At 61.3% G+C, this 20,821-nt stretch carries 19 protein-coding genes and 5 pseudogenes; 8 read left to right on the top strand and 16 right to left on the bottom strand.

The genetic code is table 11. The annotated features are described in order from the left end of the window. Nucleotides 1-33 precede the first annotated feature (33 nt). Nucleotides 34-198, top strand: coding sequence for a hypothetical protein (locus tag P2W41_RS18350; protein WP_404935045.1), 165 nt, complete (start codon nucleotides 34-36; stop codon nucleotides 196-198). A gap of 61 nt (nucleotides 199-259) precedes the next feature. Here the strand turns inward: P2W41_RS18350 and P2W41_RS18355 are convergent, their stop codons facing one another. The 4 genes and pseudogenes from P2W41_RS18355 to P2W41_RS18370 all read right to left on the bottom strand — a co-directional run. Beyond that, nucleotides 260-1,003: a GGDEF domain-containing protein gene (locus P2W41_RS18355; protein WP_223006718.1), complete on the bottom strand. Its 744-nt coding sequence runs from the start codon at nucleotides 1,001-1,003 to the stop codon at nucleotides 260-262. Nucleotides 1,004-1,207: 204 nt separating this feature from the next. Beyond that, entirely contained in the window at nucleotides 1,208-2,263 is a 1,056-nt protein-coding gene (arsB, locus tag P2W41_RS18360) for an ACR3 family arsenite efflux transporter (protein ID WP_404935037.1), read from the bottom strand. 9 nt (nucleotides 2,264-2,272) lie between these two features. Next, nucleotides 2,273-2,698 (bottom strand): arsenate reductase (glutaredoxin), encoded by a 426-nt coding sequence (gene arsC / locus P2W41_RS18365; protein WP_223006716.1) that lies wholly within the window; start codon nucleotides 2,696-2,698, stop codon nucleotides 2,273-2,275. Between the two features lie 8 nt (nucleotides 2,699-2,706). Then, a pseudogene (locus P2W41_RS18370) lies at nucleotides 2,707-2,868 on the bottom strand (arsenate reductase ArsC); the annotation flags it as partial. Nucleotides 2,869-2,940: 72 nt separating this feature from the next. Here P2W41_RS18370 and P2W41_RS18375 point away from each other — a divergent pair. Then, nucleotides 2,941-3,639 (top strand): IS6 family transposase, encoded by a 699-nt coding sequence (locus P2W41_RS18375; protein ID WP_009453084.1) that lies wholly within the window; start codon nucleotides 2,941-2,943, stop codon nucleotides 3,637-3,639. Between the two features lie 93 nt (nucleotides 3,640-3,732). Here the strand turns inward: P2W41_RS18375 and P2W41_RS18380 are convergent. Continuing rightward, nucleotides 3,733-3,894: pseudogene (locus P2W41_RS18380) on the bottom strand (IS6 family transposase); the annotation flags it as partial. A gap of 48 nt (nucleotides 3,895-3,942) precedes the next feature. On the opposite strand from P2W41_RS18380, the pseudogene P2W41_RS18385 reads away from it, so the two are divergent. Both P2W41_RS18385 and P2W41_RS18390 read left to right on the top strand, forming a co-directional pair. Next, nucleotides 3,943-4,098, top strand: a pseudogene (locus P2W41_RS18385) (IS21 family transposase); the annotation flags it as partial. A 64-nt stretch (nucleotides 4,099-4,162) separates the two neighbouring features. Further along, nucleotides 4,163-4,465 (top strand): annotated as a pseudogene (locus P2W41_RS18390) (DDE-type integrase/transposase/recombinase); the annotation flags it as partial. Here the strand turns inward: P2W41_RS18390 and P2W41_RS18395 are convergent. The 7 genes and pseudogenes from P2W41_RS18395 to P2W41_RS18425 all read right to left on the bottom strand — a co-directional run. Continuing rightward, nucleotides 4,453-7,686 (bottom strand): type I restriction endonuclease subunit R, encoded by a 3,234-nt coding sequence (locus tag P2W41_RS18395; protein ID WP_223006715.1) that lies wholly within the window; start codon nucleotides 7,684-7,686, stop codon nucleotides 4,453-4,455. The pseudogene P2W41_RS18390 and the gene P2W41_RS18395 sit on opposite strands and share 13 nt — an antisense overlap. Next, nucleotides 7,683-8,609 carry a GIY-YIG nuclease family protein gene (locus P2W41_RS18400; RefSeq protein ID WP_223006714.1) on the bottom strand — a complete coding sequence of 309 codons (927 nt, stop codon included), beginning with the start codon at nucleotides 8,607-8,609 and terminating at the stop codon, nucleotides 7,683-7,685. The genes P2W41_RS18395 and P2W41_RS18400 overlap by 4 nt, the downstream gene beginning before the upstream one ends. A gap of 55 nt (nucleotides 8,610-8,664) precedes the next feature. Next, nucleotides 8,665-9,567: an Abi family protein gene (locus P2W41_RS18405; protein ID WP_223006713.1), complete on the bottom strand. Its 903-nt coding sequence runs from the start codon at nucleotides 9,565-9,567 to the stop codon at nucleotides 8,665-8,667. Nucleotides 9,568-9,733: 166 nt separating this feature from the next. Continuing rightward, on the bottom strand, nucleotides 9,734-11,056 hold the full coding sequence (locus P2W41_RS18410; protein WP_223006712.1) for a restriction endonuclease subunit S: 1,323 nt from the start codon (nucleotides 11,054-11,056) through the stop codon (nucleotides 9,734-9,736). Continuing rightward, nucleotides 11,053-13,071: a class I SAM-dependent DNA methyltransferase gene (locus P2W41_RS18415; RefSeq protein ID WP_223006711.1), complete on the bottom strand. Its 2,019-nt coding sequence runs from the start codon at nucleotides 13,069-13,071 to the stop codon at nucleotides 11,053-11,055. The genes P2W41_RS18410 and P2W41_RS18415 overlap by 4 nt, the downstream gene beginning before the upstream one ends. Then, nucleotides 13,072-13,251, bottom strand: coding sequence for a hypothetical protein (locus P2W41_RS18420; RefSeq protein ID WP_018001757.1), 180 nt, complete (start codon nucleotides 13,249-13,251; stop codon nucleotides 13,072-13,074). 167 nt (nucleotides 13,252-13,418) lie between these two features. Then, nucleotides 13,419-13,748 (bottom strand): annotated as a pseudogene (locus tag P2W41_RS18425) (DUF4172 domain-containing protein); the annotation flags it as partial. A 53-nt stretch (nucleotides 13,749-13,801) separates the two neighbouring features. On the opposite strand from P2W41_RS18425, the gene P2W41_RS18430 reads away from it, so the two are divergent. Together P2W41_RS18430 and P2W41_RS18435 are read left to right on the top strand one after the other, a co-directional pair. Continuing rightward, complete coding sequence (locus tag P2W41_RS18430) at nucleotides 13,802-14,503, top strand: IS6 family transposase (protein WP_223006710.1); 702 nt, start codon at nucleotides 13,802-13,804, stop codon at nucleotides 14,501-14,503. Between the two features lie 126 nt (nucleotides 14,504-14,629). Beyond that, nucleotides 14,630-15,373, top strand: coding sequence for a Bax inhibitor-1/YccA family protein (locus tag P2W41_RS18435; protein ID WP_223006709.1), 744 nt, complete (start codon nucleotides 14,630-14,632; stop codon nucleotides 15,371-15,373). A 704-nt stretch (nucleotides 15,374-16,077) separates the two neighbouring features. On the opposite strand, the gene P2W41_RS18440 is transcribed toward P2W41_RS18435, so the two are convergent. From P2W41_RS18440 to P2W41_RS18455, 4 genes are all read right to left on the bottom strand, one after another. Continuing rightward, nucleotides 16,078-17,433, bottom strand: a complete 1,356-nt coding sequence (locus P2W41_RS18440; protein ID WP_223006708.1) for an NAD(P)/FAD-dependent oxidoreductase — start codon at nucleotides 17,431-17,433, stop codon at nucleotides 16,078-16,080. A gap of 218 nt (nucleotides 17,434-17,651) precedes the next feature. Beyond that, nucleotides 17,652-19,076, bottom strand: a complete 1,425-nt coding sequence (gene merA / locus P2W41_RS18445; protein ID WP_223006707.1) for a mercury(II) reductase — start codon at nucleotides 19,074-19,076, stop codon at nucleotides 17,652-17,654. Between the two features lie 230 nt (nucleotides 19,077-19,306). Then, nucleotides 19,307-19,531, bottom strand: coding sequence for a heavy-metal-associated domain-containing protein (locus P2W41_RS18450; protein ID WP_404935038.1), 225 nt, complete (start codon nucleotides 19,529-19,531; stop codon nucleotides 19,307-19,309). 129 nt (nucleotides 19,532-19,660) lie between these two features. Further along, nucleotides 19,661-20,050, bottom strand: a complete 390-nt coding sequence (locus tag P2W41_RS18455; RefSeq protein ID WP_223006706.1) for a mercuric transporter MerT family protein — start codon at nucleotides 20,048-20,050, stop codon at nucleotides 19,661-19,663. 128 nt (nucleotides 20,051-20,178) lie between these two features. On the opposite strand from P2W41_RS18455, the gene P2W41_RS18460 reads away from it, so the two are divergent. Further along, nucleotides 20,179-20,592 (top strand): helix-turn-helix domain-containing protein, encoded by a 414-nt coding sequence (locus P2W41_RS18460; protein WP_223006705.1) that lies wholly within the window; start codon nucleotides 20,179-20,181, stop codon nucleotides 20,590-20,592. Nucleotides 20,593-20,601: 9 nt separating this feature from the next. After that, on the top strand, nucleotides 20,602-20,820 hold the full coding sequence (locus P2W41_RS18465) for a hypothetical protein (RefSeq protein WP_223006704.1): 219 nt from the start codon (nucleotides 20,602-20,604) through the stop codon (nucleotides 20,818-20,820). Nucleotide 20,821: the final 1 nt, after the last annotated feature.

Genomic DNA, 20,821 nt, shown 5'->3' on the forward strand with positions numbered 1-20,821 from the left:
GGCGTCATCGCAGGCTATGCGGTCGAGGGTCATATTCCTGCCGGGGACGTGCTGCGCTTGATCGCCGAACGCCCTTTGGCGGCGGGAATCGCCGTGCAGGGTGCTCGGTTCGCCGGCATGGAGATCGGCCGGCGGCGCAATGCGTACGTCGTGACCTTGTTCGGCCCAGCCGGTCGCTCGGCCTTCGCCCACTACTAGATCAGGATGAAGGCGATGGGAGGGGTCCCGAACGGTCCATCTCACGATGGCCTTCCACAACTCATGCGGCAGGATCCAGTGCAGGCGCGTGGACAGGACGGTTGCGCTTGAAACGATACAGATCCCTGTCGGTCCTCACGAGCATATCCTTGAACGACATTCCCGGCCGACAGCGCTGCTGGCTGATGGTCATCGATAACGCATAGTCGCCAAGTCCGCTCCGTTTACGGAATTCCTGCATCGTTTCTTCGTTGACACGCCGGCGCAGCATGTCGAAATTCTTGCCGTCGATACGTGCGACGAACGCGCAGAACTCGTCACCGCCAATGCGGGCGATCAGTGCGTCCTCCCCGAGGACGCGCATCAAGGCAGCGGATGCCGCAAGCACGGCCTCGTCTCCCACGCTGTGGCCGTATCGATCATTGATCTGCTTCAGATAGTCGATATCGGCAAGGATGAAGGTGCCTCCCACGCCGATCGACTGCGCAAGCTTGAACTGCTCGATAAAGCTGCGCCGGTTGAGCAGGCCCGTCAGCGGATCCGTCATGGCGCGCCGGCTCAGTTCCGCGTTCTTCTGAAGCATTTCCCGATAGGAGCGATCCAGCTGCTCGAAGCGGGTGAAGATCAGGAGGCTGATCGGAATTCCGACAGCAAACGGCAGAACCAGCCTTACCGCGATGGTGATCGCGTCGGCTTCAGCACCGACGAGCCAACGGGCTCCTGTCGAAATCGATGTCGTCAGGCAGGCCGCAACCAGTGTTGTAATCGCTGTTCTTCGAACCACATAGCTCGAGGGATACCTCAACGCGCGTCTCTCACATCTCGATTGTTCCTGTTTCGCAGGCAGGTATCAATTGGATGGTGCCGATCCAGTTAAGGCGATCGGTAAAATGTCTGCCACGTCGTACTGAAGAAGTGACGCTCAGGGCGTGAACTACAGCTGCACCATGCCGCAAAACGTAGCACCAGGCCCCGCTTCTGCTTCATTCCCCGATCGCGATCGAAAGCGTCAACGACGAGCGTCTGTCGCAAAGGAAAGCCCGGCGCCACGCTCGTACCAGCCCCTGGAGCGGTTGACGATCCAGACGACGGACAGCATGACCGGCACCTCGATCAGCACGCTGACCACGGTGACGAGCGCCGCGCCGGACTGGAAGCCGAACAGGCTGATGGCGGCGGCGACGGCGAGCTCGAAGAAGTTGGACGCGCCGATCAGCGCCGAGGGACCGGCGACGCAATGCTGCTCGCCGACCAGCCGGTTGAGCAGATAGGCCAGGCCGGAATTGAAATAGACCTGGATCAGGATCGGCACGGCCAGCAGGCCGATGATCGCGGGCTGGGCGATGATCTGCTCGCCCTGGAAGCCGAACAGCAAGACCAGCGTCGCCAGCAGCGCGACGAGCGAAACCGGACCGAGCTTTGCCAGAAGCCCGTCGAGCGCGGCCTGCCCGCCGGTGGCCAGCAGGCGGCGGCGCATGACCTGCGCGGCGATGACGGGAATGACGATATAGAGAATGACCGAGAGGACCAGCGTGCCCCAGGGCACGGTGATGGCCGACAGGCCCAGCAGCAGGCCGACGATGGGCGCGAAGGCGACGACCATGATGGCGTCGTTGAGCGCGACCTGGCTCAGGGTGAAATGCGGTTCGCCCCTGGTGAGGTTGGACCAGACGAAGACCATGGCGGTGCAGGGCGCGGCGGCGAGGATGATGAGGCCGGCGATATAGCTGTCGATCTGGCCGGGCGGCAGATAGGGGCGGAACAGCCAGCTGACGAACAGCCAGCCGAGCAGCGCCATGGAAAAGGGCTTGATGGCCCAGTTGATGAACAGCGTCACGCCGATGCCGCGCCAGTAGCGGCCGACCGCGCCAAGTGCTGCGAAGTCGATCTTGAGTAGCATGGGGATGACCATGAGCCAGATCAGCACCGCCATCGGCAGGTTGACGCTGGCGATCTCGGCTCCGCCGATCGCCTGGAAGACACCCGGCAGAAGATGGCCGAGGGCGATGCCCACGACGATGCACAGCGCGACCCACAGGGTCAGGTAACGTTCGAATGTCGACATGATGTTCCCTTAAGCCGTCGCGACGCGGCGGCCATGCTCATCGATAAGCCGTTCGCCATCTTCCTTGACGAATTCTCCCTGTTGCGGCGGCAGCAGGTCGAGCACGGCCTCGGACGGCCGGCACAGCTTTACGCCCCTGGGGCTGACGACGATGGGCCGGTTGATGAGGATGGGATGCGCCATCATGGCGTCGAGCAGTTGCTCGTCGCTCAGCGCAGGGTCGCCAAGGCCGAGGTCGGCATAGGGCGTACCCTTCACGCGCAACAGGGCGCGCACCGGGATGCCCATGCGCGCAATGAGCTGGGTCAGCAGCGCCCGGGACGGTGGCGTCTTGAGATATTCGACCACATGCGGCTCGACGCCCGCATTGCGGATCATCGCCAGCGTGTTGCGCGAGGTGCCGCAAGCGGGATTGTGATAGATGATGACGTCCATGGCCCGCCTCACGCCGCGCTGTTTCGGGAAGAGGACGCGCCCTCGGACTGGCCGATCTCGGTCAGCCTCACGCGCAGCGACGCCCTGTCGAGGCTGGCGACCGGCAGGGACGTGAAGGCCGAGATGCGGTTCTTCATGTAGCGGAAGGCGGCGACGAAAGCGGCTTCCTTCGCCGGTTGTGTTGCAACGTTTTGAATACCGTTTTTGTGGCAAGGAGAGCTTCTGATCTTTCGGAGGATTGAATGTTCAAGGGCCGCCAGTTTGACCAGTCAGTCATCCTGCTTTGCGTGCGCTGGTACCTGGCCTACAGTCTGAGCCTGCGGGACCTGGAAGAAATGATGGCCGAGCGAGGCATTGCCGTTGACCACACGACCATTCACCGCTGGACCGTCCGCTACGCACCGCTATTGCTGGAGCGTTTCAACCGACGGAAGCGGAACGTGACCGGCAGATGGCATATCGACGAGACTTACATCAAGGTCCGCGGCCAGTGGATGTACCTATACCGCGCCATCGACAGTGTCGGCGACACGGTCGAATTCTGGTTCAGCGAGCAGCGTGACCTGCCGTCGGCCAAACGGTTCTTCACAAAGGCGCTGAATCGGCATGGCCGGCCAGGCTGCGTCGTTATTGATGGTAGCCAGACCAACCACGAGGCTATCGTTTCCTGTGACACCACAAATCGCTTGCAGGATCGTTCTCGGCGCCGGCTGAAGCCGATCGAAATCCGCAAGAGTAAGTATCTGAATAATCGGATTGAACAGGATCATCGGCGCATCAAGCGCCGCGTCCGGCCAATGCTTGGCTTCAAATCACAGGCATCAGCCGCGATCATCCTGTCCGGCATCGAGATGGTTCACATGATGCGCAAGCGACAGGCGAGATACGCCTTCAATCCGAATCCGTCCCTAGCCGAACAGTTCGCAATTCTTGCCGCATAATTGGCCTCGGACCGGCCCCCTTTGCGCTTCAAATCAGCCGTTGCAACAAAACCGCCCCCTTTGCGCTTCAAATCAGCCGTTGCAACAAAACCGCCGAACCGTCTCCCGGCTGACGACCACGCCACGCTCAGCAAGCAGATCCTCGACATCGGCCGTGCGGAGTGCAAACCGATGGTAAGCCCAGACGGCGTAGGAGATGATCTCGCGAGGAAAACGAAAGCCCTTCAGGCGCGGCATTGTTGGTGGAGTTCTCATAATGATCGCCTATCCTCACGCAAAGCCGTAATCAACTTGGCAATCCCCGCCCATGTCGTCCTCGGCGGCGAGAGTTTCGTGGCGTTGGCGGAAGGCCTGCAGAACGCGCTGTGGCTGCTTGGTGGTGCTCCCCATGAACATCGCAGCGACAGCCTGTCGGCCGCGTTCCGCAATCTCGACAAGGAGGCGCGCGAGGATCTGACACACATCGGCACCTGATCGAGCCGCCGCAGGGCCCGGTGCGTCCATGCTCAGGTTTATGTGACATCGCCCCCGTAGGATTTACAATGAGTTGGGACTACAGCTCAGGAACAGGCACCCCAAGCGACGGGTGAAGGTCAAGCTCAGGGAGGATCGCCAAGAGGCCATCGGACCGAACGATGTGTGGGCCATGGATTTTGTCCATGACCAGCTCGCGACCGGCAAGAAGCTTCGTGTCCTGACCATTGTCGACACTCATTCCCGCTATTGCCCAGCGGTCGATCCGCGCTTCTCCTATCGCGGCGAGGATGTCGTCCAGACGCTCGAGCGGACATCGCCATCAAGAGTTCTGCAGGATCAATCGGGAGAAAGGTCCAACGTCTCGCCTCGCTTTAGGATCTCGTAGATCACCCCTTCAAGGATCGGCAGGGCCTGCCGATCCTTGCTAAGGAGAAGCGTGGCGAGTGCGCTATGCGAGGACATGGCCCGGACCACTGCCGCCTGCACCGCGCCAGGCAGGTTCCCCTTCATCGCTTGATCCTTACTGTTCTTGTCGATCTGGGCCATCACAACCGGGTTCTGGCGGGTAATCGCGGCGACCTGGTTCACGAAAGCGACCTGGTCCTCGAGCGGGCTAGCCTCTCCGAAGAGGCTGTTCAGGCGCTCGATCAGCTCCTGCATGTAGACCGGGAGCGCTCCAGGCCGCCTACCGCCGCCACCGCCCTTCACCGGGTCGAGGGTCGGCGGCTCCTCATCCTCCCCGTCCTTAGGCTCCTCTCGCTCCAAGATGTCATAGCCAGTCAGCGCGATCCCGTGCAGGTCGATCTCGGAAGCGGGCACCCCGTCCAAACGGTTCGCGAGCAGCTTGGAGAAAGCGGCGAAGACCTCAAGGTCTGGGTCACCGAGATCGATCAGCTGAGCGACATAGGCGTAAAGGCGGCCGAACCGGGACAGGCCTGCCTTGAAATCCGTCAGCGACACGATCGCTGTCTCGAACTGTTCGCGCTCGTGATCGGCGCGCTTCATCCCGTCCTCGTTCCCGACCGCTTTCGCCTTCTGCCAGGCGTTCTCGGCCTCTGTGGCCCGGTTTCGAAGCTCCGTGAGCCGATGGTTATAGGCGTCGGTCGGTTCCTGCGTCGCGGCGTACATCGCCTTGTGCGCTGCCTCGTCATCCGTGCCGCTGGCGGCGGCGGTCGCTGTCCGAAACCGGGCCTTCTGGAAGTCGAGGACGTGTGTCTCGTCATAGACCCCCTGATCGTCGAGGAACTCCTTCAGGTCATAGATGACGTTGAGGTCCTGCACCTCCTCGATCTTGGCGCCCCGGTCATACTGGGCGAAAGCGGCCCGAACCACTTCCGGGTCGTTGATGAAGTCGATGATGAAGGTCTGGTCCTTCCCGGGAAAGGTCCGGTTCAGACGAGAGAAGGTCTGGACGATCTCGACCGCGTTCGCAATCTTCTTGTCTACATACATCGCGACTAGCTTCGGCTGGTCGAATCCGGTCTGGAACTTGTTCGCCACCAGCATGATCCGGTATTCCGGCCGGTCGAAGACGTGGCGCAGGTCCTTGCCGCCCGCGTCAGGGTTCATGTTCGCCTCGGTGAACTCCGCATCCTCCTCAACGACGAACGCATCCCCCTGCAACAGGTCGTCATTCGGGTGCATGACCTCTCGCCCGGTCAGTTTGCCCGAAAAGGCGACGAGGGTCCGGATGTTCCCGTATTCCGGGTTCGCCGCAATGAAGGCGTCGAACGCCCGCTTGTACCGGACTGCAGAGGCCCGGGAGCTGGTGACCACCATGGCCTTCGCTTTCCCGTCCAGCAGGTGGGCCACGTTCTTTGAAAAGTGCTCGATGATGAACCGAACCTTCTGTGTGACGTTCGTCGGATGCAGCGTCATCCACTTCGCCAAGGCCCGCTTTGCTGCCTTCCCGTCGACCCGCTTCTCCTCGACGATCTCCTGCCCGAGGTTGAAGGCCGTCTTGTAGGGGACGTAGCCGCGAAGCACGTCGAGGATGAACCCTTCCTCGATCGCCTGGCGCATCTCGTATTTGTGGAACGAGGCCGGGAGGTTGTCGTCCGCCGCGGGCCTCGTCGGGTCCGTCGGCCGTCCGAACAGCATCATGGTCGAATGTTTCGGGGTCGCCGTGAAGGCGAAATGGGACACGTTCGCCGGCCGTTTCCGAGACCGCTGGACCTCCAGAAGGATGTCCTCGACCGTCATCTCCGACATATCCTGCTTGGCTGACAGGGCCAGCGTTGCCTGCAGTTTCGAGGCCGTGTTTCCGGTCTGGGAATTGTGCGCCTCGTCGATGATCACCGCGAAGTTCCGGTCCCGGAGAGACTTTTCGGTCAGGATCGCCTCCATCGCGAAGGGAAAGGTCTGGATGGTCACCACGATGATCGGGGTGCCCTTCAGCATCGCCTTGCTCAGCTGTTCGCTCTTCGACTTCGACGAGGTCTCCCGGTCGATCGCCGCGATCAGCCCCTTCTGGTGGTCGATCTGCTGGACCGCGTCCTGCAGCTGCCCGTCCAGCACGTTCCGGTCCGTCACGATGATCACCGTGTCGAAGATCGGCGTCCCGTCGTCCCGGCGCAGCTTCACCAGGTCATGCGCCGTCCAGGCGATGGTGGAGGTCTTTCCGGACCCGGCGCTGTGCTCGCACAGGTAGGGGTGCCCCGGGCCCTTCGCCTTCGCGTCGCCGATCATCTTGTTGACCGCGTCGAACTGGTGGAACCGGGGGAAGATCAGGGTCTCCTTGACCGACCAGTTCCCCTTCAAGTCCACCACGTTCTTCTTCTCGACATAGACAAAGCTATGGAAGATCCGCAGGAACGCGTCGGGCTGACAGATCTCCTCCCAGAAATAGGCGACCGGGTATTCCCCGTCGGCCCGGGCCGGGTTTCCGGCGCGGCCGTTGTCGCCCTTGTTGAAGGGCAGGAAGAAGGTGTCGTCGCCCGCGAGCTTCGTGGTCATCCAGATCTCGCTGTCGGACATTGCGAAATGGACGACCGCGCCGCGATGCTGCGTCAGAAGCGGGTGCTTGCGTTTTGTGACCGGGTCGACCGGGAGCCGGTCCTTGCGGTACTGCGCCTTCGCGTGTTCGACCGACTGGGTGAAGTCCGTCTTCAGCTCGACTGTGGCCAGCGGCAGACCGTTCAGGAGCAGGACGAGGTCTATGGCGAGCTCGCGGCCCGCGTGATATTTCAGCTGCGGCACGACCCGTAGCCGGTTCGACCCATAGCGGTGCAGGACGGCATCGTTCCTCTGGTCCTCCGGGGCCGCTTCAGACAGGTCCAGATGCCCCGCGCCCGCGATCGAGAAGCCTCGGCGCAGCGTCTGGACCATCCCTTGCTTTTCCAGGGCCGTCTCCAGCCGGTCCATGATTACCTGCAGGGTCTTGTCACCGTTCATGGCCTGGATCCGGTCCCATTTCTGGGGCTGGGTGGCGCGCAGCCACTGTTCGAGATCCTCTGGATAAATGGCGCGGTCCGCGTCATAGGCGTCGGTCGTGCCGACCAGCCAGCCTGCGGCTGCGAGCTTCTGGACAATGTAGGACTCGAGGTGCTTCTCGTGATGCAGGTCGCTCATTCCGTCACCTCCGTACCGCCGGCCTGCGCCTGCTGCCACTCGTGATAATTCAGCTTCGATCCCCGGACCTTCCACTCCAGCCGCCCGTTGCTGTTCCGGTCCAGCACCACCGCTGCGGCGGCCGAGGGGCTGCTGAACGGCCAGGGTTTTGCGAAGCGCATCCGGTCCTTCGCGTGCGGCACCAAGGCGCCCTCGGCGATCATCTTGTCCTTCAACCCGCCATAGCTCTGCTGGACATACCCGGTCCCGATCAGGGCCTCGGACCCTTCCAGCACCACGAACTCACCGTCCTCTTCGACGGCGGTCGCCTGGACGCCGCTCTTGTGGCGGATTTCGAAATGGACCTCTTCGGCGGTCCTATCATCAGCCGGTTTCGCGACCTGCGTCACGGCGCGCGGCTGAGGTTTCAGCATGTCGAGCCCAATCACTGGCAGGATGATCCGAAGGTTCGCGAGAAATTGCTCCATGTTCGCGACATCCGCTTCGGGCAGGCGGCGGCGGTCGGTGTCGGGTTGGGTCCCGTTGTCCAGCGTCACCCGGCCTGCCTGCGTGGTAACACGGATAAGCCGGGCCTCGAGGTATTCGGCGTGCCCCTTCGACAGGTCGTCGTCGCTGGTGGTGACGGTGATCGCGGTTTCCCAGAAATCGCGCTTCTTCGCGCTCTGTTCGATCCGTTCCGCTACGGAGTTCCCCGACCCGATATAGACTCGGGTTACGCCGGGCTTGTCGGGGTCCGGGCCGGACAGGATGTAAACCCCGGTCCGGTCCACCTCGGACCGGGCTGTCAGATCGCCGAAAGCTGAGGCGCCGCTGACAAACAAGAGACCCGTCCAGCCGTGGATCGTCGCCTTGCGCAAGCCCGTGGGTTTCCCGTCGACCAGGAAAAGCTGGATAGTCCGGCCAAAGGTTTCGCCGGTGGTCATGCGGGCACCTCTTTCACAAGTCTTGCCAGCTTCATTTGGGCAGAAACCGGCATCCTCATACCTTCCATACCGCTCTTGCGCGCCAATCCGCCGGAAAGCCCATGCTAGCAGGATCGGCCAACGGACAACCGTCGATCAGTGCAACAAGGCGCTGTTTCCACTCATTGTCTGGTGCGATCAGGGCCAAAAGGTAATCGAGCATCACCAGTGTGTTGTGCAGGTAGCGCGGATCGGCATCCCGCATGGCGACGGGCAGCTTGGCGGGGTATTTCGGAACTGTCATCTTCACCGTGAAGCGCTTGTTCCACAGCCTTCCATGGTGGGCGCAGATGTTACGGACATGGCTGATATGATGGGCGAAAGACGTGACGACCTTTTCGTCCAGCGCGAAGGGGGCTGCGATAGCGTTTCTATCGCCGCGCAGTTTCAGGTCACTGTAGAATTTCGACAGCAAACCGAATGACATGACCTCTGCCGCCATCCAGACCGGCGGCAGCTTGGGCGAGGTGTATTTGTCGCGATAGTGGGTCGCGAAGGTGTCGCGTGAGCGGCTGAATTCCTTGTTCAACTCGGCAACGGCGGAGGCATGACGCCCGATGTGGGCATAGTGGCCCTGTTCGAGATAGCCATGGGGGCCATAGGTCATGGCCATGTGATGCGCCCATTGCGCGCGCAGGGCCACTTCGACCCGCTCGATGGCGTCCAGGACCAGCAGCCGCAGTTCACGGTCGAAGATATAGAGTGTCAGCACATCCTCGAAGGTTGTCCCGTCACGAAAGGCGTGATCACCGTTGATCGCCGCGGGCACCTCGAAGGGCAGCCAGTAGGCCCTCAGCCGATAGTAGGAGATGAAGTTCAGGTAGTGCTGTGCCTGGGCTTCGTCCCCGACAGTCATGCCGCGACGTTTGAGGAGTTCGATCTGATTCGGGACGGAAACGGCGTGTTTTTCGAACTTCATGCGGCACTCCTGTGCCGCGAAAGCGATACCCTGAAAACAAGTAACCCGCCGGGGTGCGCAGTGCGAAACCGAGGTTCCGTCCGAGGCGTGGCGGGTCTTGTTGAGCCATTAGATAGAGCAGGAAACCTACCAAAGCAATAAGAAACCGACCGGTCCGCGCCAAAAGTCATGCCGCCGCCCTAACGTCAATCTTGCCGGTCACGGCAGCGGTGATCAGGGCCGCGCGCTTCTCGCGGAGGAGGTCGATGCTACGCTCGGTCAGGGAGATCAGGCCGTCGATGCGGGCGGTTTCGGTATCGATCTCCGACAGGATGCGGTCCTGTTCCGCCAGCGGAGGCAGGCACACCTTCAGCGTCCGGAAATGATCCCAGTAGAGCCGCATCCGGAAATCAGCGATGCCGCGCGAGAACCGGCGGATTTCCTCGGCCGCACTCTTGGTGTGAAGAAGGTGTTCGATGAACTTGGTCCGGAACGTGGTGACAGGGGCCGCGACTACATAGGCGGGGCTGACCAATCCCTTGACCGTGACGGCCCCGAACGCGCCCTGCCATGCGCGCATCATGTTGTAGACCAGATCACCGGGCGCGACGCCCTGATATTTGGTCCGGTCTTCGCTGAGGGCGACCTTGCGGTCCCGGTCCTCGTCCGCCAGTTCCCCATCCGTCACACCGTCGTGGATGGACACGGACAGAACCGGCAGTACCGGGTCAGCCGGGCGCGATACCTCGCGGAACAGGGCCGCGATGCGCAGGATATCCCAATGGGCGAGCACGCGGCCCAGCCAGTCTACGCCCGAGTCCTTCATCGGCGCGTCCGGGTCGATGCCCTTCGTCACCGCATGGGTGATCACGGCCGCCCGCTTTTCCTTCAGCAGCGCGATGAACCGGGTCTTCTTCTCGATCAGGCCGTCAATCTCGGCAGTTTCCGAGCGGAGCCGACGAACAATCTGCCGTCTTTCATCCGAGGGAGGAAGCAGGACGAGGATGTTCTTGATCGTGTCCTGATCCAACCCGAACCGGGTCACCCCGGGGGTGTCAACGTAAAGCCGCGCCTTGTTGAGGTGGGACATGATAGAGAACTGAATGTACTCCGCCGTAATCGGGTCAGACGTCCTGATGATCGACAGGTGATATCCACACACGACGCCCGGCATGTCCTCCTGCACAAAGGCAGGAACGCCAATATCCCGAGGGTCCTCTGAATCCTTCGTGATGATCACGTCACCGGCACGGAGCCCGCACTTCTTGATCTCCGCTTGCGAGGCGGTTGCTTCCATGAAATCGAGATCGGGGGTTATGACTTCGTTGTAATAGACGTCGGTATAGTTGCAGAGCCGGACCGATACCTGATCGTCGTATGCTTTTTTGTCGACATTGCTGTTGGAAATGTCGGCAACGAAGCGGAGGCGTTTTGCCTCCCAATCAACCGGAATCTGATCAACCCATTCGATTTCGCTGGGTTTCACCTGGGCATGGCGCCGGTAACTCATTCCGTCACCTCCGCCAGCACCGCCGCGATTTCCGCCTCAACCGCCTTCAGCTCGGCGTCGATGTCCTTCAGATCGCGGGGCGGCTGGTATTCATAGAAGTAGCGGTTGAAGTTGATCTCATACCCCACGATGCCCACTTGGCCGTCGTATTCGTCGCGGAACGTCTCATCCACATAGGCGTCGTGCGCATGGGGCAGAACCTCCTGCGCCATGTAGTCCCGGATGTCCGTGCCGAGGGGGATGTTTTCGAAATCCGTCAGGTCGTCATCGGGGATGATCTCACCCTTCTTGTCGCGCACCGGATCGAGGTCCGGGTCGCGCACGCCGAACGCCTTCTGGAACGCCTTGATCAGGGCGGCGTTCACCTTCCCCAGCCCGGCGTCGCGTTTGACCGCGTTCTTGACCCAGGCCTCGAACCGCTGCCAGCCATGCGCCTCGCCCATGTCCGCCTCGAAGAGCGCGGTCCAGGCGGTCTGCACTTCGGGCGTGAGCTTGCCCCAGGCGGTTTCATCCGCCAGCGCCGCAAGCCCCTCGGCCGAGATCACGATCTTTTTCCGCAACGGGCGCAGGACCTTGACGCGCCGGTAGCCGAAGTCGCGGCTGTCGAACAGGCGGCTCTCCTTCGTCGGTGCGAAGTCGGAATACATCTGGACGATCTGCCGGATCTGGTCATCCCCGACCCGGCGCCGCTTGTTGCCCTCGCTCTTGCGCATTGGCTCATAGAGCGTGGTCGCGTCGATCAGCTGGACCTTGCCCTTTCGGGCGGCCGGCTTCTTGTTGGACAGGAGCCAGATGTAGGTGCCGATCCCAGTCCGGAAGAAGATCTCGGTCGGAAGCGCGATGATCGCCTCGACCACGTCCTCCTCCAGCAGGTAGCGCCGGATCTCGGATTCCCCTTGCCCCGCGTTCCCGTTGAACAGGGGCGAGCCGGACAGGACGATCGCCGCCCGCCCGCCGCCGCGCTCCGGCGTCTCCAGCTTGCTGAGAAGGTGGAGGAGGAACAGCATCGACCCGTCGCTGACGCGCGGCAGCTTGGGGCCGAAGCGGCCCTCGAACCCCTTTTCCTGATGTTCCCGGACCACGGCGGCCTGGTCCATCTCCCATTTCTTGCCGAAGGGCGGATTCGAGACGCAGTAATGGAACCGCTCGTTCGCGAGCTTGTCGTCGGACAGGGTGCTGCCGAGCTTGATGTTCTTCGACAGGTCGCGGCCCGGATCGGACTCGACGGTCTTGAGCAGCATCGAGGCGAGGCAGACTGCGTGGGTCTCCGGTTCGAGCTCCTGACCGTAGGGCACGATGACCGGAGCGATGGAGTAGCGGTCGCGCAGGGCATTCACGTGCTCCATCCCGTCGGACAGAAAACCGCCGGTGCCGCAGGTGGGGTCATAGAGGGTCCGGATGAGCCCCGGGTTGTCGATGAACATCTGGTCATCCGGGTCGAGCAGCAGCTCGATGGCCAGATGGACCACATCGCGCGGGGTCATGAAGTCCTCGGCCGCCTCGTTCACCTCGGCGCCGAAACGCCGGATCAGGTGTTCATAGACGTTGGACATGACCCGTTCCGGAACCGCGTCCGGGTGCAGGTCGATGGCGGCGAAGTTCTGACAGATCTTGTAGAGGACCCCGGCCTTGTCCATCCGGGCCAGCGTGTTGGCGAAGTCGAACTGTTCGAAGATAACCCGGGCGTTGTCGGAGAAGGAGGCGATGTAATCCTCGAGGTTCTGGCGGGTCCGGGTCGCGCCGAGGCTGCGCAGATCGTAATTCGAGGTGTTGTAGAACGGGTAGCCGGTCTGGGTCCGCAGGATCACGCCCAGGTCGATCGGGCTGTCCTTCATCGTCTTGACGGTTTCGCGCACTTGATCCCGGGTCGGTTCCAGCACGCATTCCAGGCGGCGCAGCAGGGTGAAAGGCAGAATTACCTTGCCGAAATCGACGTGCTTGAAGTTCCCCCAGAGGTCGTCCGCGTTCTTCCAGATGAAATCGGCGAAGGAGGTGTTCGTCGTCTGGGTACTCATCTATGCGCCTTCACTGCTATTCGTTTTCGTCTCAAGGTGCTGTTCCAATAATCGTGCTGCCAAACGGAAGCCGTCGACCTGACTCATCCGGTGCCGGACACAGAGTTCCTTGAAGGCCCACCGCTCATCCTCGGTGATCTTCAAATTTAGGTTCGAAAGTTTCGCGGCATCATCACCCATCGGGCATCTCCTCGCGGATAATGACTTACCTTCCATTCTTCCATTGAAGAATTCAATCACATTCCTTTGGGCGGCCCCGTTTCAACCTGATCCACAGTTGGAAAGCGGATTCTTTAAGGGGACTTCAGATCCAGTTCCTTGTTCCGCTCGATCTGTGTTCTTTCGGGTCACGCCGACACCTTCGATGTCGTTGTTTCTGAGAGTATTAGCCAGGACCTCGTATGGCGTCGCTCACCGGTTCGGCTGAGCGCACCTTTTTCGACCAGGTCCTGCAGATCGCGGGTTGCGGTTGCGCGTGAAGTTCCGGTGATCTTGAGATAGTTGTTGGCGCTGAGGCCGCCTTCGAAACCGCCAGGGCCTTCCCGAAACAGGCGAGCGATGGCCTTGGCCTGGCGTTCGTTCAAGTGGTCTCTGTGACGATCGTAGAAGTGCGCTTTGTTGATGAAGAAGCCGACGCGGTCGAGTGTGACCTGTTGGGCCTTCAAGACAACTTCTGCGGGCGATGTCACGTTAACTTCCGGTCAGCGCCTTGCGGTGTAGAGGCGCGAGCATGAGTACGTCCGCCATCAGCTACAAGCGTCACCGCTTTCCTGCCGAAATCATCGCCCATGCGGTTTGGCTGTATTATCGGTTTCCGCTGAGCCTGCGTCATGTCGAGGAAATGCTTTTGGAGCGCGGCATCGTCGTTTCCTATGAGACGATCCGCCGCTGGGGCCGGAAGTTCGGGCCGGACTATGCTGGGCGCCTGCGCCGCAAGCAGCCGGACCGCAATGATATCTGGTACCTCGACGAGGTCGCCATCACGATCGCCGGCAAGAAACATTGGCTGTGGCGTGCCGTCGACCAGGATGGCTATGTGCTCGATGAGATCGTCCAGACCCGGCGCAACACCAAGGCCGCCAAGCGCTTGCTGACGCGGCTGCTGAAGAAGCAGGGGCTCGCACCGAAGCGCATGATCACCGACAAGCTCCGCTCCTACGGAGCAGCCAAGCGGCAGGTGATGCCGCAGATCGAGCACCGCTCGCACAAGGGCTTGAACAACCGTGCGGAGAATTCGCACGTGCCGCTGCGAAAACGAGAACGCTCAATGCAGGGGTTCCGATCGCCGGGGAGCCTACAGCATTTCATCTCGATCTTCTCCGCCTTTCGCAACCTTTTCGTCCCGCCCCGCTCACAACGCTCTGCTCTCGGCATCCGCCGTCATCGCCTCCAGGCCATGGCGGAATGGAACGCTGTAACCATCGGCACCTGATCGAGCCGCCGCAGGGCCCGGTGCGTCCATGCTCAGGTTTATGTGACATCGCCCGCCAGTGGCCCGCAGGCGCGTGAAACTCTCTTGCGCCCTACACCGGACGGGAAAGCAGCAGTAGGGGAAACTATGGCTGACCTTCGCAATATCCAAGCGACCCCCGCACCGGCGAGCGCTCGCACCGAAGCGGCAATCGACGAGGGCCTGCGCGCGTATATGATCAGGGTGTACAACCTGATGGCGCTGGGCCTCGCAATCACCGGCGTGGCCGCATTCGCGACCGCTCAGATGGCCGTTTCCAGCGGGCAGCTCACCGGGTTCGGACAGCTCATCTTCGCCAGTCCATTGCGGTGGATGGTCATGCTTGCGCCGCTCGGCTTCGTATTCTTCTTGAGCGCCCGCATTCAAAAGATGACGGTCTCGGCAGCGCAGACGACCTTTTGGGCTTTCGCTGCGGTCATGGGCCTGTCTCTCGCTTCGATCTTTCTCGTCTACACTGGCGAGAGTATCGTGCGCGTGTTCTTCATCACGGCCGCCTCGTTCGGCGCGCTATCGCTCTGGGGCTATTCGACGAAACGCGACCTGAGCGGCATGGGCTCGTTTCTGTTCATGGGCCTGATCGGCCTCATTCTGGCGATGATCGTCAACATTTTCCTGGCGTCTTCGGCGCTGCAGTTCGCCATCTCCGCAATCGGCGTTCTGATCTTTGCAGGCCTGACAGCCTACGATACGCAGCAAATCAAGGAGATGTACTGGGAAGGCGACGATACGCTGGTGGCGGGCCGCAAAGCGATCATGGGCGCCCTCAGGCTCTATCTGGACTTCATAAATCTGTTCATGTTCCTGTTGCAGTTCCTGGGTAATCGCGAATAGGGGCGCTCGGCCGGATGAACACGCGAAGGGCGGTTCAGGGCCGCCTCTCCTTCATGATCGATCGGTTTGTCGGCGTCTGAGCAGCGAGCGCAACACTGGCTTCGCGAGGGCTCCCGCTGATCATTGTCACTGTGGGAGGGTGAATAGTCACGCTCGTCCGCATCCGTCAGTCGGCAGCCGAATCTACTTTCAGGAATACGCGATCATCCCATGACGAGATGTTTCAAGGGTATGTGCCGCCGGAGAAGCCCGGTCTTTGATCGGCATTGGTCCCGATGACTTTCCCAGATATCATCTTGACCGCTACGGTGCCCAACGGCGTAATCGAAACCTTCCCAAGGTCGGCACGTACACGGTCTGGAATCTCCTTGCTGACTGCATCCGTGCATCCTCACGGCGCTGGATTGTCACGAATCTGTTGCGCTTCGACCGGCTGCGCATGCTGAGCAAACCTACCAGAGAACCGGCCACCTCTAGCATTCTGCTGAGTATCACGTCGGGGTCGAACCGTCACTGCCCACACAAGCGAATTTCTCGGATCCCGGCATCTGTGCGGCCTCTCGTTCCTCCGGTTTGAACCGGCTTTCCTCCTGGTCGTTGAAGACGTGATCTTGCGTGATCACTTGCAACGCGCGGAGTCGTAGTCGTAGCCAATCAGCTCGACGTTCGCATCGACAGTTTCAGGAAACATGTGCCCGTTCTTCCTAAATCATCGAACTGATGTCGGATGCAAAGCTCGGATAGGCGAAGATGAGGCCCTTTATCTGGTTCGCGGTCAGGCCTGCGGCCATCGCCATCGCGAAGAGGTTGATCTGCTCCTCGGCGCCGGGGCCGATCAGGTGGGCACCCAGGATCTTTCCGGTCCCCTTTTCGACCAGAACCTTGTAGGCGGTGTGCTTGGCGCCGACGCGCAGCGATGAATACCAGCCTGCGGTTTTGTCGAAATAGGTGTCGAAATCCAATCCCTCCTCGCGTGCTGCAGCTTCTGAAAGTCCGACTGAGGCCAGTTGCGGCAGTGTGAAGACGACGCTCGGGATCGGTGGATAATTCACCTCCCGCTCGTCCTTGCCGGCGAGCAGGTTCTTAGCCGCGATCCGGCCTTCGTTGGCTGAGACGGGGGTCAGCATCGGGCCACTGTCCGCACAATCGCCGGCGGCGAAGATTGCGGGGTTGGTGGTGCGCATGAAGGGGCTGACCTTGATGCCCATGCGGCTATACTCAACGCCTGCGGCTTCGAGGTTGAGATGGTCGATATTGGGGACGCGACCGGTTGCGTGAACCACTAGATCGCAGTCGACGGTCTCAACGCCTGTCGGCGTCTCGTAAGCGACTGTAAAACCTGTGCCATTCTTCTCGATCTTGAGAACCTTGGCCTCAGTCCGCAGATCGACGCCGAGATCGGCCGTGGCTTCGGACAAGATCGCGACAAGGTCCGGATCAAAATTCCCCAGCGGCCGCTCCATCATTTCCAGAACCGTCACTTCGCGCGCCCCCGCACGCTTGGCGATATGGGCGAATTCCATCGCGATGAATCCGCCGCCAACGAACACCACCCTGTCGGGCCGTTCCGGCAACGCGAGGAAATCGGTACTGGTCGCCAGCAATTCCTCGCCGGGGATGTTCAGCGTCATTGGCCGGGCGCCGGTGGCGATATGAAAGTGTCGTGCCGATAGGACTTCGCCACTGACCTCGATCTTGTCACGCCCGGTGAAGCGTGCCTCGCCGTGCAACACTGTAATACCGGCTTTGTCCAGTCCGCCTTCGATGCGGTCGGGCATCGCATCGGTAAACGTGCGCTTGAAGGCGATCATGTCCGGCCAGTTGACGGAGGTCTGTGCCACCAGCCCCTTGCCGTCGAGGTTGCGGGCCCATTCGACCCCCTCGGTCACGGCGATCAGCATCTTTTTGGGATCGCAGCCCCGCAACGCACAAGTGCCGCCGAAGGGCAGGCTGTCGATGCTGGCAACCGTCCAGCCAGCGTTGGCGGCCATCCGAGCGACACCGTTTCCACCCGTACCACCTCCGATCACAATCAGATTGAACCTTCCGGTATTGCCCATGTTTTCCTCTTTCGATCGGTTGCGGCTGTTAGACCGCATTCACACTCTTCCAGACGAACAGTTTCAGGTTTGTTTTGGGCTCCTCGACTGCCTGGCCTTATGTGGAGTGGCAGCGGTTACATTCACAGCCCTTTTCACGAAGAGTGCCGCCGGTTCTGACGAAGGCCTTTTCAAGCTAGTCGTGGAGGGGATGCGTGACGGCGTTCCATTATTCCTTCCTATCCGGCGCAGCAGGAGAGCTTCGCCACGTCCTTGCCGAAGCCCTGCGCGGCAAGCTTCAGCCCTTCGACCGTGGTGAGATAGGGAAAGATCGTCTCGCCCAGTTCCCGGGTCGTCATGCCGTGCTTGATGGCCAGCACCACCGTCTGGATGCTGTCTGCGCCCTCGGGCGCAAGGATCTGGCCGCCAAGCAACCTGTCGGTCCCGGCATCGGCAACCAGTTTGATGAGCCCACGCGTGTCGCGGGCAGCCAGCGCCCGCGGTACCTGGTCGAGCGGGACGATCGAGGTCTTGGTCGTAAAGCCTGTGGCCTGAGCCGCCCGCTCGGTCAAGCCGACACCGGTCACCTGCGGATCAGTGAACGTCACCCACGGCATGGCCGCGTTATCATAGACGAGGCTGTCGCCGTTCAGCGCGTTTTTCGCCGCGAGCTTGGCGCCGTAGGCCGCCATGTAGACGAACTGGTCACGGCCGGTCACGTCGCCCGCCGCGTAGACGCCAGGCCTTGAGGTGCGCATCCGCTCGTCGACGACGATGCCGCCATTGCCGGACAGCCGCACGCCCGCGTCGGCTAGCCCGAGAGCATCGGTGTTCGGAGATCGCCCCGTGGTCAGAAGAACCTCCTCGGCGGGGATCACTTCCTCCGCCCCGCCGATGGCAATCGTCAGCTCGACACCTCGATCGGTCCGCGCGATCCTGCGATAGGCAAGATCGGTGCGGACGGTGATGCCCTCGTCACGAAGATAGCCGGTCAGGGCCTTAGAAACCTCCGGCTCTGCCTCCGGCAGCAGGCGGCGACGGGTAACGAGTGTCACTTCCACCCCCGCGCGGGCAAACATCTGCGCGAGCTCGCAGCCGATATAGCCGCCGCCGATCACTAGCAGCGAACGCGGCAAGTCGGTTAATTCGAGCGCGGTCGTGCTGGTGAGGTAGGGAACCTCCGCAACGCCGGGAATATCGGGCAAGGCCGGCGAAGAACCGGTCGCGATGATGATCCTGCCGGCCGGGATCGCGGCGCCATTCACGAATACGCCCTGTCCGTTCAGGCGCGCAGGACCCTCAAGATAGACAATCCCGTTATATTCGGGCAGCAGGTCGATATATTTCTTCTGCCGCAGGGTTGTGACCAGATCATCCTTGGCCGCGATGAGACCTGCCCAGTCAATCACATTGGCCTCGCCGGCAAGGCCGGGAAAACGATGCGCGGCGCGCGCACCGTGCAGCGCCTCGGCGGCGCGGATCATCGTCTTCGACGGCACGCAGCCAACATTGACGCAAGTGCCGCCGATCGTGCCGTGGCCAATGAGCGCGACCTGCGCGCCCAGCTCAGCGGCCGTGATCGCGGCCGAGAACCCCGCGGAACCGGCACCGATCACCGCCAGATCATAGCGGCAATTATTTTTTGACTTGCAGCAGTCGGACATGAAAATCTCCTACTGATTTCTGTTATAGACGCGTGGCCGATGTCGCCACAGCAGGTAACCCGCTGCAGCAACAATCATGATGAGAACAGGCAATAGACCGTAGACCGCTGTTGTGAGTGCGCCCACGCCGATCACGCCTACAGCGCCGGCAGGAGCAGCGCCAACCAGCACAATGCTACATCAGAGCGCCAACCAGTCCGAAGCCAGGTATGGACCGGTCATGCATGGGTCTAACTCCCGATCGCCTTGGCAGGATAGCCAGCATCGGTGGAAGCAGCGGCAATAGCCGCGACCGTAGCGGTCGACGGGTCGTAGACAACCGTCGCCGTCTTGGCCTCGAAATCTACCTTGACCGATTTCACTCCCGCAACACCTTCCATGGCCAAGCGTACCGTGATCGGACACGACGCGCACGACATGTTCTCGATGGCAAACGTCTGCGTCTTTTCTGCCACGGCAACTGCTTCTGACGGCGACTGGGCGGAAGCGGAGCTGACTAACGACAACGCAATCATCGTGCTTGTCCCGAGAGCAAGTGCGGCGAAGATAGCTTTCGGCAAGTGTTTCACGTGTTGTCTCCTACTCTAATAGAACAGCGGTGCCCACCAGCCGATCGTGATGGCGAGCACGATGATGACCGTCGCGATCCAGAGCGCGGTCTTGGTGATGATGGCGGAGCGCGGACGGGCGCAGTAGGAACCCGGTTCGCAAACGGTCTTGGGCTTGAAATAGACTTGCCATAAGCCAAGCCCCAGCGGCACGAGCGTCGCGGCCACGATATAGGGCTTATAGGGTTCGAGCATCGTCAGGTTTCCGATCCATGCGCCGGAGATGCCGAGCATCACCAGGAGCAGGGGGACCACACAACAGGCCGATGCCAAGAACGCGCCGATGACGCTTAGCGTTGCGAATCCGCCCTCACTCCGAACCCGATCACTGGCAACCTCCCGAGAGTTGCCACCGATTTCTTTCATCAACGACCATCGTCGATTTTGAATCGCTTCACGTACATCATTCATCATCCAAAACCCTCACGACAATTCTTGGGTCCCATGGTACATAACTCCTGTAGCAACTACAGGCTCAAGAGGGAAATTGCGTCATGACAGAACACGTTCCGGTGAAGGGGCTGCAGCGTAGCCAGCTCTCCAAGCGCACCGGCTGCAACATCGAGACCATCCGCTACTATGAAAATATTGGCCTGATGCCGGAGCCGCCGCGCACCTCCAAGGGATATCGCCTGTATGACGAGACCCACGTGCGACGCCTGCGCTTTGTCCTGCGCAGCCGCGAACTTGGCTTTGGCATTGATGAGATTCGCGGCTTGCTCCACCTGGTTGATCGCAAAAGCCAGACCTGTGCCGAAGTCCAGGAACGGACGAAGCCGCACCTGGCGGAAATCAGAGCCAAGATCGCCGACCTCCGGCGCATCGAACGGCTCCTGTCCCGGACCATGGCGCAATGCTCGGGCGAAGATGTGCCGGAATGCCCGATCCTCGATGCGCTCGCCGCATGACGGCAAGACTTGGCCGGGGTTTTCATCGGTATACCCCGGGAACATGAGGCCAACACCTACTATGAGGCGCAGTGCCGTGCGGTCCGGGCACGCGTTCGTGGCGCGAAAGCCGAATTCTATCACTGGGCCAAGGTCGCCGCCGAAATCGCCCGCATCGCCCCGCGCGCGGAAATGGACACCGACAGGGTGATCGCGATTGTCGCCGAGGAAGAGCGACGCAGCGGTTGAC

Origin of the sequence: Nitratireductor sp. L15S-10 (assembly GCF_045011005.1) — a bacterium.
GTDB lineage: Bacteria > Pseudomonadota > Alphaproteobacteria > Rhizobiales > Rhizobiaceae > Nitratireductor.